The following is a 16,017-nucleotide window of genomic DNA, read 5'->3' as shown; positions in this document are numbered from 1 at the left end:
TGGGGAGGCTAACACAATGAAACATATTTTATTCGTATGTACAGGAAATACGTGCCGCAGCCCCATGGCAGAGGGGCTTTTGCGAAAACTGGCATCGGAGCGTGGCATTCAGGTAGAGGTTCGCTCCGCAGGTGTGGCAGCAACGTCGGGTATGCCGATCTCCCGACATGCTGAAGCGGTTTTGAGAGATCATAACGTTGAAGGTCCACCTCATTCCACACAGCTTAGCTCTAACCTGGTAGGTTGGGCCGATCTGGTTCTTACATTAACACGGAGTCATAAGCAGCATGTCATGCAGGTTTTTCCCGATTCAGTCCACAAAACCTATACATTGAAAGAATATGTGGAGGATGATGAACAGGTATTAAGTGATGTTCAGGAGTTGGACAGCCTGTTTGCAACGCTTGAGATGAAACGTGCCCTTGGCCAAGAGATCCTGGCATCGGAGCGTGAGCGAGCCATTGAGATTAGACAACGAATTCCAAGTTTCGACATCTCCGATCCGTTTGGGGGAAGTCGTGATGATTACAATATAGCTGCAGCTGAGATTCGGACGGCATTGGACCGGCTTTTGGATAAGCTGGGATAATTCTGATCCTGCGAGGCAGGTTATACAAATAGGACACGTGATGTAAATTAACCGTTGATTTTAGTCGCGGGTTGTTTTATGATGAAGGGGAAAACAGGGATCCGGTGTAACTGGCGACGAAGTGGGCATAACCACGATGGAGCACCGGAACAAACGGCCGGTCGCCTGGGCAAAAGAGCAAGTCTGCGTTACCCGCAGACTGCTCTTTTTTTCGTCTTTCATCTGATTATTCGCTATAATAGTACCTGAGATGCCGTGCAAGAATACGAAGGACAGCCAAGAGACAGCGGGCATGATTTTATCGGGAGGCGATAATAGGATGACTATAGAGTTAGATTCGGAACAACCCGGATTGCAGGAACAGACCGCGTCTATTCTGCATGAACTGGCGCTTGCCGGACAGCTTGGGCCTGGACAGATCGTTGTGATCGGTACAAGCACAAGTGAAGTCGCAGGCGCTCGGATTGGTACGAGTGGTGCCATTGAAGTGGCGCAGCAGCTTCTTGCGGGTATACGCGAGGTGCAGGAGGAATTCGGTTTTGACACGGTATTCCAATGTTGTGAGCATCTGAACCGTGCGCTGGTAATGGAACGTTCTGTGCTTACTCGTCTTGGATTGACCGAGGTTGGTGCTATACCCGTGCCCAAGGCCGGAGGTTCAATGGCATCCGCAGCATATCGTTCGCTGACCGATCCATGTCTGGCTGAACATGTGCAGGCCCATGCGGGACTGGACATTGGGGAGACGATGATTGGGATGCATCTCCGGCATGTAGCCGTACCCTATCGTACAGCGCTCCGCTATGTTGGAGATGCTCGTGTAACCACAGCGTTGACCCGTCCGAAGTTGATTGGCGGCGAACGCGCGGTGTATCGTATGGAAGAACAACCAGATTCGACATTATGTGACTGATATCTTCAACCAATATAAAGCTAAATTAGACTTTACACGAAAACGGAGAGTGCAACACCAATCTGAAGAAGCGAAGCGTTCGCCTTTATCCCCGGATTTTCCCCTTATTATAAGGGATTTCAGAAAAATCCGGGGATAACAGCGATCGGAAGATGGTGATGCAATCGAAGTCAGGAGTGTAACCACTGTAGTTTCGCTTTATAACTTCACTTATAACTGGGAGGAATTTAATCATGGAACAATTGCGCAAGAATGACCCGGCAGTACTGGAAGCGATGAATCTTGAACTGAAACGTCAACAGAACAACATCGAACTGATCGCATCCGAGAACATCGTAAGTGAAGCAGTAATCGAAGCAATGGGATCTGTTCTGACCAACAAGTACGCTGAAGGATATCCAGGTAAACGTTACTATGGCGGTTGTGAGCATGTGGACATCGTTGAAGACATCGCGCGTGATCGTGCAAAAGAATTGTTCGGAGCAGAACACGTGAATGTTCAACCTCACTCCGGTGCACAAGCGAACATGGCAGTTTATCTTGCAGCGTTGAAACCTGGTGATACTGTACTTGGTATGAACCTTGCCCATGGTGGACACCTCACACACGGTAGCCCGGTTAACGCATCTGGTTTGCTGTACAACTTTGTAGCATACGGCGTACAGGAAGATACATTCCTGATTGATTATGATGAAGTACGCAAAGCGGCTTTCAAACACCGTCCTCGTCTGATCGTTGCAGGTGCAAGTGCATATCCGCGTACCATTGATTTTGAAAAGCTGGCTTCCATCGCCAATGATGTAGGCGCTTTGTTCATGGTGGACATGGCTCACATCGCAGGACTGGTTGCTGCTGGTTTGCATCCAAACCCGGTTCCACATGCGCATTTCGTTACAACAACTACACACAAAACGCTGCGTGGACCTCGTGGTGGTATGATTCTGTGCCGCAAAGCATGGGCAGCAGCGATTGATAAAGCCGTATTCCCTGGTTCCCAAGGTGGACCTCTGATGCACGTGATCGCTTCCAAAGCGGTAGCATTCGGTGAAGCTTTGCAACCATCTTTCAAAACGTATGCAGAGAATGTCGTGAAAAACGCACAGGTTCTGGCTGAAACACTGATCGCTGAAGGATTGAACATTGTATCCGGTGGTACAGATAACCACTTGATGCTGATCGACACACGCAGTGTGAACATCACAGGTAAGGAAGCTGAGCATGTGCTTGACTCCATCGGTATTACCGTGAACAAAAATGCAATTCCATTCGACCCTACAAGCCCGTTTGTAACGAGTGGTATTCGAATTGGTACACCTGCTGCAACTTCCCGTGGCATGAACGAAGAAGCTATGGTAGCGATCGGTAAGATCATCGCTAAAACGCTGAAAAATCCAAAAGATACGGCGAAGCTGGATGAAGCTCGTGCAGAAGTGACTGCACTGACAGACCAATTCCCGCTCTATACAGATCTTAAATACTAAAAAAACTTTGCTCATGCTGTTTGTATTTGAGTGTTCTTAATGTACACACGCAGACGGAGCAAACCGAAAGAACCTGAAGAAGCGTAGCGCTCGCCTTTATCACTGGATTTTACCCCTTATTAAAGTGGTTCAAAAAAATCCTGGGATAACAGCGATCGGAAGGTCATTCGGTTTGCGGAGCATCATCAGTGTTTACACGTTTTTGAACATACTCAACGACATAACAGCATGAGCAAAACAGGACCGGATGGATCATTTTCCGGTCCTGTTTTTTATAGGATTCGGTAATCTGTAATGATTGGGTGCCCTTTGATGGTGTAATTCGTTGTTGGTGATGATATAATATACAGGATTTATCGAGCCCATGAATGGTGGCTAGGTATATTTGGAAATGCTGAACATGAAGAACTTACCGGAGGGACAAATTAGATGGGAAAATTAGTAATATGTGATCACCCTTTGATTCAACACAAACTGACGTTTATACGCGACATGCGTACGAATACGAAAGATTTTCGTGAATTGGTGGATGAAGTAGCAACGTTGATGGCTTATGAGATTACAAGAGATGTTGAACTGGAAACGATTGATGTACAGACACCTGTAGCTGCAACACAAGGTAAAGTCATCTCTGGACGTATGCTCGGACTGGTGCCGATTCTGCGCGCAGGACTCGGAATGCTGGATGGCGTTGTGAAATTGTTGCCAGCAGCAAAAGTTGGACATGTTGGTCTGTTCCGTGACCCGGAAACACTGCAACCGGTAGAATACTACACCAAACTGCCTACAGACGTAACAGAGCGTCAATTGATTGTAATTGATCCGATGCTGGCAACTGGTGGTTCGGCAATTGCAGCTATTGACGTGCTCAAAAAACGTGGCTGTACCCAAATCAAAATGATGAATCTGGTTGCAGCACCGGAAGGCGTAAAAGCTGTGCAAGATGCACATCCCGATGTGGACATCTATGTAGCAGCATTGGACGACCGTCTGGATGATCATGGTTATATCGTTCCAGGGCTTGGAGATGCAGGAGACCGTCTATACGGCACTAAATAAGCATATTGCATGCGGAGTAGAAAAGGGGCTTTGCTCGAATGTCCAACAAAATTAAAGTCATGACGATCTTCGGGGTGCGTCCGGAAGCCATCAAGATGGCTCCGCTTATTTTGGAATTGCAGAAACACCCTGAGTCTATTGAATCTATTGTTTGCGTAACTGCGCAGCATCGCCAGATGTTGGATCAGGTACTTGAAGTTTTCGACATTCATCCCGATTATGATCTGGATGTAATGAAAGACCGTCAGACATTGAATGAAATTACAATTCGTGTGCTTGGCGGTCTGGAGCCAGTGTTAGCTGAAGCTAAGCCGGATATTGTACTGGTTCACGGGGATACATTAACTACCTTCGTAGCGAGCTATGCAGCATTCTTGCAACAGATTCAGGTAGGACATGTGGAAGCGGGGCTGCGGACGTGGAACAAGCTGTCTCCATATCCGGAAGAGATGAACCGTCAGCTGACGGGAGTACTGGCTGATCTACACTTTGCGCCTACGGATTGGTCTTCTTCCAATCTTGCCAAAGAAAATAAATCGGAGTCTAGTACGTACGTCACAGGCAACACGGTAACAGATGTGTTTCAATATACTGTACGGGAGGACTACACACACCCGGTACTTGATTGGGCCCAAGGCAAACGCCTTGTGCTGATGACAGCTCATCGCCGTGAATCTCAAGGCGAGCCTCACCGCAACATTTTCCAGGCCGTCAAACGGATTGCCGACGAATTCGAAGATATTGCCATCGTGTACCCGGTGCATCCAAGTCCTGCTGTGAAGGAGCCGGCTCACGCGATCTTGGGGAATCATCCCCGTATTCAATTAATTGATCCACTAGACGTGGTGGATTTGCATAACTTTTACCCGCACACTCACTTGATTTTGACCGATTCAGGCGGTTTGCAGGAAGAAGCACCTTCGTTTGGTGTGCCTGTGCTCGTATTGCGCGATACAACAGAACGCCCGGAAGGTATTGAAGCCGGAACGCTGGAATTGGTAGGTACCGAAGAGGAACGTGTGTATGAACGGACCAAAGCTCTGCTTACAGACAAAACCCTGTATGCAAGCATGAGCCAGGCTGCCAATCCATACGGTGATGGACATGCTTCGGAAAGAATTGTCAATGCGATTTTGCATCATTTCGGTGTAAATAGTGAGCGTCCGGAATCATTTCACAGAAAATTCAAAAAATAATACATTTTTTCTGACGGATTTATAAAGGGCAAGCATACAGTTAAACTGTACGGTTTACGCGGGTTTATGGGCTTTGAGGGTCTGTATTCCCGTCGTTTTCCCCTTTAAAACGCTAAAATCATTCAATTGACAAAGGCTCTCATCATTCAGTAAAATTAACTGGGATTGCAAGGGTGGCGTGGAAAATGGCCGATTCGAACAAACCAAATTCATCCCGTAACCATGACGATAATGTATGGAAAGCGATGGGACTCGTGACAGCTTTTGGGATCGAGATTGCCATTCTCGCTGTTGCCGGATATTACGCTGGCTCCTGGTTGGACAAGACCATCGGAGGTAACGGAATATGGATCGCCGTAAGCGTTCTCTTTTTTCTTGCGGCAGGCGGTGTAAGCATCTACTTTATCGCGAAAAAAATCATGGGGGAAAGTGATGAGTGAACTAACCAGATACCGCAGATCGATGACTGTTTTCGTCATGTACTTTCTTATGATTTGTTTTCTCGCAGCGGCCTTTATGCCACGTGTGGAGACAATTGCTTTGGGACTGGCCCTGGGTACAGGAGTTAGCTGGATCAATGCATTTTACCTGGGCTACAAAGTAAGGAAAATGTCTGATGATGCGGCAGAAGGTAACTTGAAGCGTGTCAACTTGGGATTTTTGACAAGAGCGGCATTCGCTGTGCTCGGTATATTCATATCGATGCGCTTTCCGCAGTACTTCAATACATATGCGGTTGCAGGCGGTCTCGTCATTGCACAATATTCCTTATTGATTATAGGGATTGTCTATTCCCGCAGAGCAGAATGATGTTAAGGGCTGCAGCTTTCAAGTCGAGAAAGGGGTGAGAAAAATATGCATGAAGCTCCAATTATTATGCTTGGCGGATTTCGACTGGATCTATCGGTTCTGTTGATGCTGGTAGTTACAGGTGCAATTGTTTTTATTTTTGCTGTACTGGCAACACGGAGATTATCCGTTGAAAATCCCGGCAAGCTGCAAAATTTTATGGAGTGGGCAGTAGAATTCGTCCGCAATCTGATTTCCAGCACAATGGATATGAAGAAAGGTAAACATTTTATCTCTCTCGCTCTTTCCATGATTATGTTCATTTTTGTAGGAAACATGCTCGGCCTTCCGCTCGTGGCTGTATCTGAGGTAACAGATGTTAATCAGGCACAGGTATTCGGTAAGCCGATTGTTACAGCGGTGGAGGCGTTTGAAAAAGCGCATGCCAAGGACCCTGAAGCACACCCACACGTTGAACTGGCCTGGTGGAAATCACCAACAGCCGACTTGTCTGTAACGATGGGACTAGCTCTTGTAGCGTTCCTTGTATCTCATGGACTTGGATTGTTCCGTAACACAAAAGGATATCTCCAGCATTACTTCAAGCCATTCGCCTTGTTCTTGCCAATCAACTTGATTGAGACGGCATCCAAGCTGTTGACACACGGTATGCGTCTATTCGCGAATATCTTCGCGGGTGAGGTACTGATCGCAACGATCCTGAAACTGACCACATTCAAAGTGTTTGGTGCTATTGCAGCGATTCCGCTACTTATGGTGTGGCAAGGCTTTAGTATCTTTATCGGCGCGATCCAGGCATTTGTGTTTGTTATCTTGATGATGGTGTACATTTCACAGAGCATCGAGACGCATGACGAGCATTAAGTTTCAAGCCCTACGAAGATTTCTTCACCAGGCTGAACAATAAAAAATTCGATTTATCATTTTAAGGAGGATATACAAATGGGAGCAATGGCATTAATCGCAGCAGCAATTGTTGCAGGACTGGGCGCGTTTGGCGCAGGTATTGGTAACGGTATGGTAATCAGCAAAACGGTGGAAGGTATTGCCCGTCAACCGGAAGCAAAATCCACTCTTCAAACAACAATGTTTATCGGTGTAGGTTTGATCGAGGTATTGCCGATCATCGGTGTGGTACTCGCGTTCATGTTCTACGGTATGGCTTAATCAAATTTTAAAGGTTTGGCGGGGAAGGCCATAGCCATCCGCGCCTTCTTTTTAGGTAATGTCCGTTCTAACGGATGACGTTTCAAGGATACCTCCAGGAAGGAGTGAACAGATTGAGTTTCATATGGGAAAATACGCTTCTTGCGATTGTTGCATTTGCAATTTTATATTGGCTGCTTAGCCGTTATGCCTTCGGGCCTTTGTTCTCCATTATGGAAAAACGTCGTGAACTCGTGATGACGCAGATGAATGAGGCTGCACAGACTCGGGAACAGGCCATTGCCTATGTGGAGGAACAAAAACAAGCTCTTGAACAAGCACGTCAAGATGCTTACGACATCATTGAACAGTCCAAACAAACAGGTGGCAAACAAGCTGAATCGATTTTGGCTGATGCAAAAGCTGAAGCTAATCGTCTGAAAGACGATGCAGTACGCGAAATCGAGAGCGAGAAGAACAAAGCAGTCGCAGCACTTCGCAGCGAACTGGGTACAGCTTCCGTTCAGATTGCATCCAAGTTGATCAAAAAAGAAGTTGAGAACGGTCCTGCACAAGAAGAGCTTGTGAACCAATACCTCAATGAGGTAGGAGGCCGACAATGAGCCGCGATACGATAGTTGCCAAGCGTTATGCGAAAGCATTGTTCGAAGTTGCTCTTCAGCAACAGCAGGTGCTTGAGGTTGAACAGGAACTGGTTGCAGTAGTCAGTGCATTGACCGGAGATGCAGATATCGAGAAGTTTATCGTATCCCCTAACATTTCTGATGAAGCAAAGCAGAACGTAATTCACTCAAGTCTTGATGGCAAGGTATCCGATTCAGTCCTTCGTACAGTCTTGTTGTTGATTGAGCGCGGACGCGTTGAATTGCTGGGAGACTTGCTGAATGATTATCGGAAGATCCAAGGTGAGTCGCTGGGCATCGCTGATGCGCGTGTCTACTCGACTTATGCGTTGAATGATGAAGAAAAAGAAGCGGTAGCCCGTGAATTCGGTGGCCGTGTGAATAAAAAGATTCGTATCGAGAACATTGTTGATCCGACTCTGCTGGGCGGATTGAAAGTCGCCATTGGCGATACGATCTATGACGGCAGCTTGGCTGGCAAGCTCGAACGTCTTGAGCAGTCTTTTAACAGACGAGTACAGTAGATTGGGGTGAGGACACTTGAGTATCAAACCAGAAGAAATCAGTACATTAATTAAGAGCCAAATCGAACAATACAAGACCGATATCGATGTAGTCGAAGTCGGAACGGTAATCGAGGTTGGTGATGGTATCGCTCGTGTTTACGGACTTGAGAACGTCATGTCCAACGAGTTGGTTGAATTCCCAAGCGGTGTTATGGGACTCGCCATGAACGTCGAAGAAAGCAATGTCGGTGTCGTTATCCTGGGACCTTACTACGATATTCGTGAAGGTGACCAAGTGAAACGTACTGGTCAAATCATGCAAGTGCCTGTAGGCGAAGCATTGATTGGACGCGTTGTGAACCCGCTCGGTATTCCTGTAGATGGCAAAGGGCCAATCGCTACAACGGAATTCCGTCCGGTTGAAGGTAAAGCACCAGGCGTAATGGATCGTAAATCGGTTCATGAGCCGATGCAAACAGGGATCAAAGCCATTGATGCAATGGTTCCAATCGGTCGTGGACAACGTGAGTTGATCATCGGTGACCGTCAAACAGGTAAAACATCCATCGCGATTGATGCGATCCTGAACCAAAAAGGTAGCGGCATGAAGTGTATCTATGTGGCTATTGGTCAGAAACAGTCTACGGTTGCTCAAGTTGTGGAAACTCTTCGTCGTAAAGGCGCAATGGAGTACACAATCGTTGTAACTGCAGCAGCTTCCGATCCATCACCACTCTTGTACATCGCACCGTATTCCGGTTGTTCGATGGGGGAGTACTTCATGTACAAAGGCGAGCACGTTCTGGTTATCTATGATGACTTGACCAAACAAGCCTCTGCATATCGTGAGCTTTCCTTGTTGCTTCGTCGTCCACCGGGCCGTGAGGCTTATCCGGGTGACGTCTTCTACCTGCACTCCCGTTTGCTGGAGCGTGCTGCGAAGCTGAATGATGAACTTGGTGGTGGTTCTTTAACCGCACTTCCGTTTATTGAAACACAAGCTTCCGACGTATCTGCATACATCCCAACGAACGTAATCTCCATCACGGACGGACAAATCTTCCTGGAAGCTGACTTGTTCAATGCTGGACAACGTCCGGCCATCAACGTAGGTATTTCCGTATCCCGTGTCGGTGGTTCTGCTCAGATCAAAGCGATGAAAAAGGTTGCAGGTTCCCTGCGTCTCGACCTCGCTCAATATCGTGAGCTTCAAGCGTTCTCCCAGTTTGGTTCCGATCTGGATAAAGCGACTCAGGCCCGCCTGAATCGTGGTGCGCGTATGATGGAAATCCTGAAGCAAGGTGTTAACCAGCCTCTGCCTGTAGAACAACAGGTTGTCAGCTTGTACACTGCGGTTAAAGGATTCCTGGATGAGATTCCAACAGGTGATGTTACTCGTTTCGAGCGTGAGTTCCTCGCGTTCATGGAGAGTAGCCATCCGGAGATTCTTGCATCCATCCGTGATACTAAAGAATTGACTGCAGACAACGAAAATGCACTGAAAGGTGCAATTGAGAAGTTCAGAAAGAGCTTTGCTGTCTCTGTCTAAATAAATGATTGCAGGTGCGGAGTTGTCTAACCGATTCCGCATGTCTGCATGTAATACTTTGACTCTGTCAAAAAAGATGATGCTTACGATGTAGTTTTGACTTTGTCAAAACTAGTGGTGATGCTTACGAAGTAACTTTGACTCTGTCAAAGTTTTGAGGTGGTGAAATCATGGCAAAAGGCATGCGCGAAATTAAGCGGCAAATTAAAAGCGTACAAAGCACCAAGCAGATCACCAAAGCAATGGAGATGGTAGCTGCTGCAAAACTGCGTAAAGCGCAGGAAAAAGCGGAAGCAGCCCGTCCTTATTCGGAGAAACTGAAAGAAGTTGTAGCTAGTATTGCATCAAGCACGCAAGGTATACAGCATCCGATGCTGGAGAGCCGTCCGGTCAAAAAGACAGCTTACCTGATCATTACATCGGACCGTGGTCTTGCAGGTGGATACAATGCGAACGTTTTGCGTCAGGTTAATCAGACGCTCAAAGAACGCCACAACTCCCAAGATGACTACGAATTGTTCGTCATTGGACGTAAAGGACGCGATTACTTCAGACGTCGTGAAATTGCGATGGCATCCACAACAACGGATCTGTCGGATTCGCCTTCATTTGCAGACATCAAATCCATCGCACACGAAGCTGTTCATGGGTTTGAACTGGCTGAATTTGATGAATTGTACATTTGTTATAACCGCTTTGTGAATGCGTTGACCCAGATTCCTACGGTAGAAAAACTTCTTCCGATGGAAACACCTGAGGTAACTGCTGCGGAAGGACCAACGGCAAGCTACGAATACGAGCCGTCTGCTGAAGCTGTACTGGAGGTTCTGCTTCCGCGTTACGCGGAAACGCTGATCTATGGTGCACTTCTGAACGGTAAGGCAAGTGAGCTCGGCGCGAAAATGACGGCAATGGGTAATGCAACCAAAAATGCATCCAAACTCATTAACGACTTGTCATTGACATACAACCGTGCCCGTCAAGCGGCGATTACGCAGGAGATTACGGAAATTGTGGCAGGTGCCAACGCAGCACAAGGCTAACCGTTTTTTTATTAATGAAGGCTTGCAGAGCAAAGATAAACGAACGGTACATTATTTTTGCAAAAGTAGCAGGCTTGTAGGAGGGGAACGTTAAGATGAACAAAGGACGCGTTGTGAGCATCATGGGTCCGGTTGTTGACGTCGAGTTTGATCGCGGCGGTCTGCCGGAAATCCTCAATGCCATTACGATCACTACAGTAAGTGAGAGCGGCGTTAGTGTAAACCTTACACTCGAAGCTTCGAAACATCTGGGTGACAACCGAGTACGTTGTATTGCGATGTCCTCCACGGATGGACTTGTTCGTGGTATGGAAGCTTTAGATACAGGAGCACCAATCTCTGTACCCGTCGGAGAAGCAACACTGGGTCGTGTATTTAACGTACTCGGCGAAGCAATTGATACTGGCGGTGCCGTAGCTGCTGAGCACAAGAACCCGATTCACCGTTCAGCACCTGCATTTGATGAACTGACTACCCAAGCAGAAATGCTGGAGACAGGAATCAAAGTTATCGACTTGCTTGCTCCTTACGCTAAAGGTGGTAAAATCGGTCTCTTCGGTGGTGCCGGTGTAGGTAAGACGGTAACCATTCAGGAATTGATCAACAACATCGCACAAGAGCACGGCGGTATCTCCGTATTTGCGGGTGTTGGTGAGCGTACACGTGAAGGTAATGACTTGTATCACGAGATGAGTGATTCCGGCGTTATCAACAAAACAGCAATGGTCTTCGGACAAATGAACGAGCCTCCAGGCGCACGTCTTCGTGTAGCCCTCACAGGTCTGACGATGGCGGAATACTTCCGTGATGAAGAAGGCCGTGACGTGTTGCTCTTTATCGATAATATCTTCCGTTTCACCCAAGCGGGTTCAGAAGTATCTGCCTTGCTTGGACGTATGCCTTCCGCGGTAGGTTACCAACCTACGCTGGCAACAGAAATGGGTCAACTGCAAGAACGTATCACATCAACGAAAAAAGGTTCTGTAACATCCATCCAGGCCATCTACGTGCCTGCGGATGACTACACTGACCCGGCTCCTGCAACGACGTTTGCCCACTTGGATGCAACGACGAACTTGGAGCGTAAAATTTCCGAGATGGGTATCTACCCTGCGGTAGATCCACTGGCTTCCAGCTCCCGGATCTTGTCCCCTGAAGTTGTAGGTGAAGAACACTACAGCGTAGCTCAAGGCGTTAAACGTATCTTGGCACGTTACAATGAATTGCAAGATATCATTGCAATCCTGGGTATGGACGAGCTGAGTGAAGAAGATAGAGCGCTTGTATACCGTGCTCGTAAAATCCAACGTTTCTTGTCCCAGCCTTTCCACGTTGCTGAAGCATTTAACGGTATTCCGGGTAAATACGTTCCAGTTAAAGAAACGGTGCGCAGCTTTAAAGAGATTCTCGAAGGTAAGTATGATGATCTTCCGGAAGCAGCTTTCCTCTTTGTTGGTACAATTGAAGAGGCAGTGGAGAAAGCCAAAACACTGGTTTAGTCTGAATCCAGGATTGTCCTTATGAAGCGGGCTATCCTTCGGATATTTCAGGAGGGATGGAATTGAGCACCTTTTTGTTGGAAATCGTAACACCCGAGCGTTTGGTCTATTCAGAACAGGTGAATAGCATTACGGCTCGTGGTATTGAAGGGGAACTGGGCATTCTGCCAGGTCATATTCCTATGGTTACACCTTTGCAGATTGCACCAATCTATATCCATAACGGAAAAGAAAATAAACGAGTTGCTATCGGTGGCGGATTTATCGAAGTTCGTAAAGATAAGGTTGTTGTACTCGCAGAGAGTGCTGAATTCCCGGAAAGCATTGATGTGGATCGTGCGCGTGCGGCGAAAGAGCGGGCAGAACGTCGGCTTGCAAGCCAAAGCAATCAGGACCACTTTGATCACCGTCGTGCAGAGATTGCGCTGCAAAAAGCGGTTAACCGGATTAATGTGTTCGGCAAATAAACGATTCTTGGAAGCCTGGCGGCTTAGTCTGCCGGGCTTTTTTGAGTTTGTTTGATAGAATTGTTTTATCGAATATATCAAAATGGTTGACCACAGATCCATCCTATCCCTTCAGTAAACAGAAGTATTTTAAGCAAAATATTCACCGATTATGAGGATTTGAATAGAATGTAGGACTAAAGTAGTGGGCGCATTTACCACTAAGAGAACCATTTTTTTCATGAGTATATTTAAATTATTTCCGAGGAAATGACAGAATCGATATCGAAATAGCGCTCTTTTATGTCGTTTTAGACACAAAATCCCGGCATTTTAAAATTAAAATATTTTAGAAGTGGAAATCAATGTAATTGACAATGTATGATGAAAGAGCCTATATTCCATAGAGTCAGCAGAAGCAGGAAGCTGCGTAGTAGATTCCATAGTCATGCACAGCCGCATTGTTGCTGCTCGGTGATTGGGCATCAGGAGATTCCTGCCTGGCAGGAGTAAATCTGACAGTACGCTCAGTATGTTGTGCTTAAGACATTCCGGTATACTAACAAGTTATGGGTGCCGGGCATATGATATGCTGATCGCTGCAACAAATGTGGAGGTAAAGAATATATGGATACTGATCTGACGAATCAGGTGAACCAGGCGCTAAGCACCAATGGCTTGGTCTCAATCATCGTCTCCCTGTTATGCATAGCGTTGTCTTGGTGGGCTTTAACAAATCTCAAACTGGATTTAATCATCAGGCAACCACGAGGTGCTCAGGGAAGACTGTTGCATTTGTTGCTCGCCATCATTTTGGGGCATGCCGTTGCTGGCTTTGTCATTGACTACTTGTCCTGGACTCAAATGTTGCGTAATTTGTTTTAATGTTGAGATGGTTGGTTAATCATCTGTTAGGTTCTTCAAGCTGCTCATTGTCGAATAACATCGATTAATTGTGTTAACAATTAGAGTATGAGTTGTCGGTAAAGAAATTAAGAAAAAAATGTGACGTAAAATTGGATGAATTTGAGATGTTTTATGTAAAAATGCTTGTATCGTACAATTCAACAATGTTATGATGGAAGTTAGGGAATTCACAATTGTTCACTTATTTTGTAGTTATAAACGGGATATCCGGCTCATGTCGGCTAATAACCATCCCACTCTGTCAGTTCTGATGCTCTGCTGGCTTGTAAAACACAGATTTTACATGCTGAATAGCAAGATGCACGGCACATGGTATCATTGATATGGATTATAAAAAACCAATTCTTTTCTGAACAGACATCTGTGGCAATATGCCAGAATATGTCGAAATTCCACACACAGCAACAGTCCTTTTTACACACAGTGGGGCTTACGTATTCCGGAATGAAGAAAAGGGAATAAAAGCGCGGAGGGAACCATGATGAGCAAATTTATCGTCCGCGGTGGCAAAAGGTTGACCGGAAGTGTCAAAGTTAGCGGCGCTAAAAATTCTGTTCTTCCGATCATCGCTGCCTCTCTCTTAGGGGAAGAAGGACAAAGCGTTATTATTGACGCGCCTCCTCTAGACGATGTGATGACGATTAACAAGGTGTTGGAATCGCTGGGAGCGGGAGTTACATACCGGGACGAAGTGATTACCGTAAATGCGGAGAAACTTACTTCCTGTGAAGCCCCGTATGAATGGGTAAGTAAAATGCGGGCGTCTTTCCTGGTCATGGGGCCTTTGTTGACTCGTATGGGTCATACAAGAATCTCACTTCCTGGTGGATGTGCCATCGGTACACGGCCTATTGATCAGCATTTGAAAGGTTTTGAAGCCATGGGCGCAGAGATCAGCTTGGGCCAAGGTTATATCGAAGCTCGTAGCCAAGGTCGGTTGCGTGGCGCGAAAATTTATCTGGATGTGGCTTCCGTAGGTGCCACTCAAAATATTATGATGGCTGCAACATTGGCCGAAGGTGTAACTGTTCTGGAGAACGCGGCGAAAGAACCTGAGATTGTGGATCTTGCCAACTTCCTGAATGGAATGGGTGCCATCGTACGTGGTGCTGGTACTGGAGTGATCCGCATTGAAGGTGTGGAGAAACTGACAGGTGTTACACACACCGTTATTCCGGATCGGGTAGAAGCTGGTACGTATATGGCTGCTGCTGCAATTTCTGGTGGTGACGTGTACATTGAAGGTGCAATCTCTGATCATTTAGGCTCCGTTATCGCGAAGCTTGAAGAGATGGGTGTTACAATCCAACCGGATGAGAATGGCGTGCGTGTAATCGCAGATCGCCCTCTTAAAGCTGTGGATGTAAAAACATTACCATACCCAGGATTCCCGACCGATATGCAATCCCAGATGATGGCACTCTTGCTTGCATCTGAAGGAACAAGTGTCGTGACAGAGACTGTTTTTGAAAACCGATTCATGCATGTGGATGAGTTCCAATTGATGAATGCGGAGATCAAAGTTGAAGGACGTTCGTCCATCATCACAGGTAATGCCAAACTGAAGGGTGCCAAAGTAACGGCTACCGATTTGCGTGCGGGTGCCGCACTCATTATTGCAGGTCTTGTTGCTGAAGGTACAACGGAAGTGGGCGGTGTTCATCACATCGACCGTGGCTATGTACATCTCGCTGAGAAGCTTAACGGACTTGGCGCTGACATCTATCGGATCTCGGTTGATGAGCCTAAGCTGGAAGCAACCAAAGCACCTAGTGAAAAAGTGGAGAAAGAAGTACCGATGTTTAAGGTGCAACCAACTTTGGCTTAACACTGGTTTGAATAGAAAAAATATGGTCCCTCTATTATGAGTCACACGGTTGTGTGGATTATGAATGCGATGGAACGTATATTGTAAAAAATGATAAAGCTAAGCCATCTGGCTTGGCTTTTTTTGTGTTTACTTTTAAGAAGATGACGAGATGTTTGATACCTGATTCTATTAATAGCTGGTCCTAACTTGTATAGCATAACATCGTATTCTGTACCGATTCTGAACCAAATGAAAGAGCGTACTTTATATAGGGTGTCGGATCCAGCTAAACATCGGTATTCAGCGACGGATCAACGTTTCTAAGATGTATATAGCAAAAGAAAACAAGAAATTGAACAGAACGAAAAGGGCCTCGTTTCTCTCAAATCAGGTTCTATC

General features: G+C 46.5%; 17 protein-coding genes and 1 riboswitch. All 17 genes read left to right on the top strand.

Translation table 11 applies throughout. From position 1 onward, the window contains the following. Positions 1 to 16 precede the first annotated feature (16 nt). The 17 genes from BS614_RS00265 to murA all read left to right on the top strand — a co-directional run bounded on the left by BS614_RS00265 (position 17) and on the right by murA (position 15,636). A complete protein-coding gene (locus BS614_RS00265) occupies positions 17 to 589 on the top strand; it encodes a low molecular weight protein arginine phosphatase (RefSeq protein ID WP_036612575.1) in 573 nt (190 codons plus the stop codon). Between the two features lie 96 nt (positions 590 to 685). Beyond that, a riboswitch (ZMP/ZTP riboswitch) is annotated at positions 686 to 767 on the top strand. 141 nt (positions 768 to 908) lie between these two features. Then, positions 909 to 1,502 carry a TIGR01440 family protein gene (locus tag BS614_RS00260; protein WP_074092525.1) on the top strand — a complete coding sequence of 198 codons (594 nt, stop codon included), beginning with the start codon at positions 909 to 911 and terminating at the stop codon, positions 1,500 to 1,502. Between the two features lie 233 nt (positions 1,503 to 1,735). Next, on the top strand, positions 1,736 to 2,983 hold the full coding sequence (locus tag BS614_RS00255; protein ID WP_164783303.1) for a serine hydroxymethyltransferase: 1,248 nt from the start codon (positions 1,736 to 1,738) through the stop codon (positions 2,981 to 2,983). 429 nt (positions 2,984 to 3,412) lie between these two features. Further along, complete coding sequence (gene upp / locus BS614_RS00250; protein WP_017691929.1) at positions 3,413 to 4,042, top strand: uracil phosphoribosyltransferase; 630 nt, start codon at positions 3,413 to 3,415, stop codon at positions 4,040 to 4,042. Between the two features lie 38 nt (positions 4,043 to 4,080). Further along, positions 4,081 to 5,238 (top strand): non-hydrolyzing UDP-N-acetylglucosamine 2-epimerase, encoded by a 1,158-nt coding sequence (gene wecB, locus BS614_RS00245; protein ID WP_036667768.1) that lies wholly within the window; start codon positions 4,081 to 4,083, stop codon positions 5,236 to 5,238. Positions 5,239 to 5,423: 185 nt separating this feature from the next. Next, positions 5,424 to 5,678, top strand: coding sequence for an AtpZ/AtpI family protein (locus BS614_RS00240; RefSeq protein WP_017691931.1), 255 nt, complete (start codon positions 5,424 to 5,426; stop codon positions 5,676 to 5,678). Further along, entirely contained in the window at positions 5,671 to 6,048 is a 378-nt protein-coding gene (locus BS614_RS00235; protein WP_017691932.1) for an ATP synthase subunit I, read from the top strand. The genes BS614_RS00240 and BS614_RS00235 overlap by 8 nt, the downstream gene beginning before the upstream one ends. A gap of 45 nt (positions 6,049 to 6,093) precedes the next feature. Continuing rightward, positions 6,094 to 6,912, top strand: a complete 819-nt coding sequence (gene atpB, locus BS614_RS00230; RefSeq protein ID WP_017691933.1) for a F0F1 ATP synthase subunit A — start codon at positions 6,094 to 6,096, stop codon at positions 6,910 to 6,912. A 78-nt stretch (positions 6,913 to 6,990) separates the two neighbouring features. Beyond that, entirely contained in the window at positions 6,991 to 7,215 is a 225-nt protein-coding gene (atpE, locus tag BS614_RS00225) for a F0F1 ATP synthase subunit C (RefSeq protein ID WP_017691934.1), read from the top strand. 113 nt (positions 7,216 to 7,328) lie between these two features. Next, a complete protein-coding gene (gene atpF, locus BS614_RS00220; RefSeq protein WP_036612568.1) occupies positions 7,329 to 7,817 on the top strand; it encodes a F0F1 ATP synthase subunit B in 489 nt (162 codons plus the stop codon). Then, a complete protein-coding gene (locus BS614_RS00215; protein ID WP_036612565.1) occupies positions 7,814 to 8,362 on the top strand; it encodes a F0F1 ATP synthase subunit delta in 549 nt (182 codons plus the stop codon). The genes atpF and BS614_RS00215 overlap by 4 nt, the downstream gene beginning before the upstream one ends. A gap of 16 nt (positions 8,363 to 8,378) precedes the next feature. Further along, complete coding sequence (gene atpA / locus BS614_RS00210; protein WP_047840700.1) at positions 8,379 to 9,893, top strand: F0F1 ATP synthase subunit alpha; 1,515 nt, start codon at positions 8,379 to 8,381, stop codon at positions 9,891 to 9,893. Between the two features lie 170 nt (positions 9,894 to 10,063). Next, positions 10,064 to 10,936: an ATP synthase F1 subunit gamma gene (gene atpG, locus BS614_RS00205; RefSeq protein WP_036612560.1), complete on the top strand. Its 873-nt coding sequence runs from the start codon at positions 10,064 to 10,066 to the stop codon at positions 10,934 to 10,936. 95 nt (positions 10,937 to 11,031) lie between these two features. After that, positions 11,032 to 12,435 carry a F0F1 ATP synthase subunit beta gene (gene atpD, locus BS614_RS00200; RefSeq protein WP_047840699.1) on the top strand — a complete coding sequence of 468 codons (1,404 nt, stop codon included), beginning with the start codon at positions 11,032 to 11,034 and terminating at the stop codon, positions 12,433 to 12,435. 62 nt (positions 12,436 to 12,497) lie between these two features. Next, entirely contained in the window at positions 12,498 to 12,902 is a 405-nt protein-coding gene (locus tag BS614_RS00195; protein ID WP_036612555.1) for a F0F1 ATP synthase subunit epsilon, read from the top strand. A gap of 606 nt (positions 12,903 to 13,508) precedes the next feature. Further along, positions 13,509 to 13,766 (top strand): DUF1146 family protein, encoded by a 258-nt coding sequence (locus tag BS614_RS00190; protein ID WP_017691941.1) that lies wholly within the window; start codon positions 13,509 to 13,511, stop codon positions 13,764 to 13,766. A gap of 523 nt (positions 13,767 to 14,289) precedes the next feature. Beyond that, a complete protein-coding gene (murA, locus tag BS614_RS00185) occupies positions 14,290 to 15,636 on the top strand; it encodes a UDP-N-acetylglucosamine 1-carboxyvinyltransferase (RefSeq protein WP_082762960.1) in 1,347 nt (448 codons plus the stop codon). Positions 15,637 to 16,017 lie beyond the last annotated feature (381 nt).

Source organism: Paenibacillus xylanexedens (assembly GCF_001908275.1).
Classification (GTDB): domain Bacteria; phylum Bacillota; class Bacilli; order Paenibacillales; family Paenibacillaceae; genus Paenibacillus; species Paenibacillus xylanexedens_A.
This window is presented reverse-complemented; position numbering and strand designations above follow the sequence as displayed.

Bases quoted from the DNA above. Each gene is read 5' to 3' on its own strand.
- BS614_RS00265 (WP_036612575.1), top strand. From the start codon at position 17: ATGAAACATATTTTATTCGTATGTACAGGAAATACGTGCCGCAGCCCC.
- BS614_RS00260 (WP_074092525.1), top strand. From the start codon at position 909: ATGACTATAGAGTTAGATTCGGAACAACCCGGATTGCAGGAACAGACC.
- BS614_RS00255 (WP_164783303.1), top strand. From the start codon at position 1,736: ATGGAACAATTGCGCAAGAATGACCCGGCAGTACTGGAAGCGATGAAT.
- upp (WP_017691929.1), top strand. From the start codon at position 3,413: ATGGGAAAATTAGTAATATGTGATCACCCTTTGATTCAACACAAACTG.
- wecB (WP_036667768.1), top strand. From the start codon at position 4,081: ATGTCCAACAAAATTAAAGTCATGACGATCTTCGGGGTGCGTCCGGAA.
- BS614_RS00240 (WP_017691931.1), top strand. From the start codon at position 5,424: ATGGCCGATTCGAACAAACCAAATTCATCCCGTAACCATGACGATAAT.
- BS614_RS00235 (WP_017691932.1), top strand. From the start codon at position 5,671: ATGAGTGAACTAACCAGATACCGCAGATCGATGACTGTTTTCGTCATG.
- atpB (WP_017691933.1), top strand. From the start codon at position 6,094: ATGCATGAAGCTCCAATTATTATGCTTGGCGGATTTCGACTGGATCTA.
- atpE (WP_017691934.1), top strand. From the start codon at position 6,991: ATGGGAGCAATGGCATTAATCGCAGCAGCAATTGTTGCAGGACTGGGC.
- BS614_RS00215 (WP_036612565.1), top strand. From the start codon at position 7,814: ATGAGCCGCGATACGATAGTTGCCAAGCGTTATGCGAAAGCATTGTTC.
- atpG (WP_036612560.1), top strand. From the start codon at position 10,064: ATGGCAAAAGGCATGCGCGAAATTAAGCGGCAAATTAAAAGCGTACAA.
- atpD (WP_047840699.1), top strand. From the start codon at position 11,032: ATGAACAAAGGACGCGTTGTGAGCATCATGGGTCCGGTTGTTGACGTC.
- BS614_RS00190 (WP_017691941.1), top strand. From the start codon at position 13,509: ATGGATACTGATCTGACGAATCAGGTGAACCAGGCGCTAAGCACCAAT.
- murA (WP_082762960.1), top strand. From the start codon at position 14,290: ATGAGCAAATTTATCGTCCGCGGTGGCAAAAGGTTGACCGGAAGTGTC.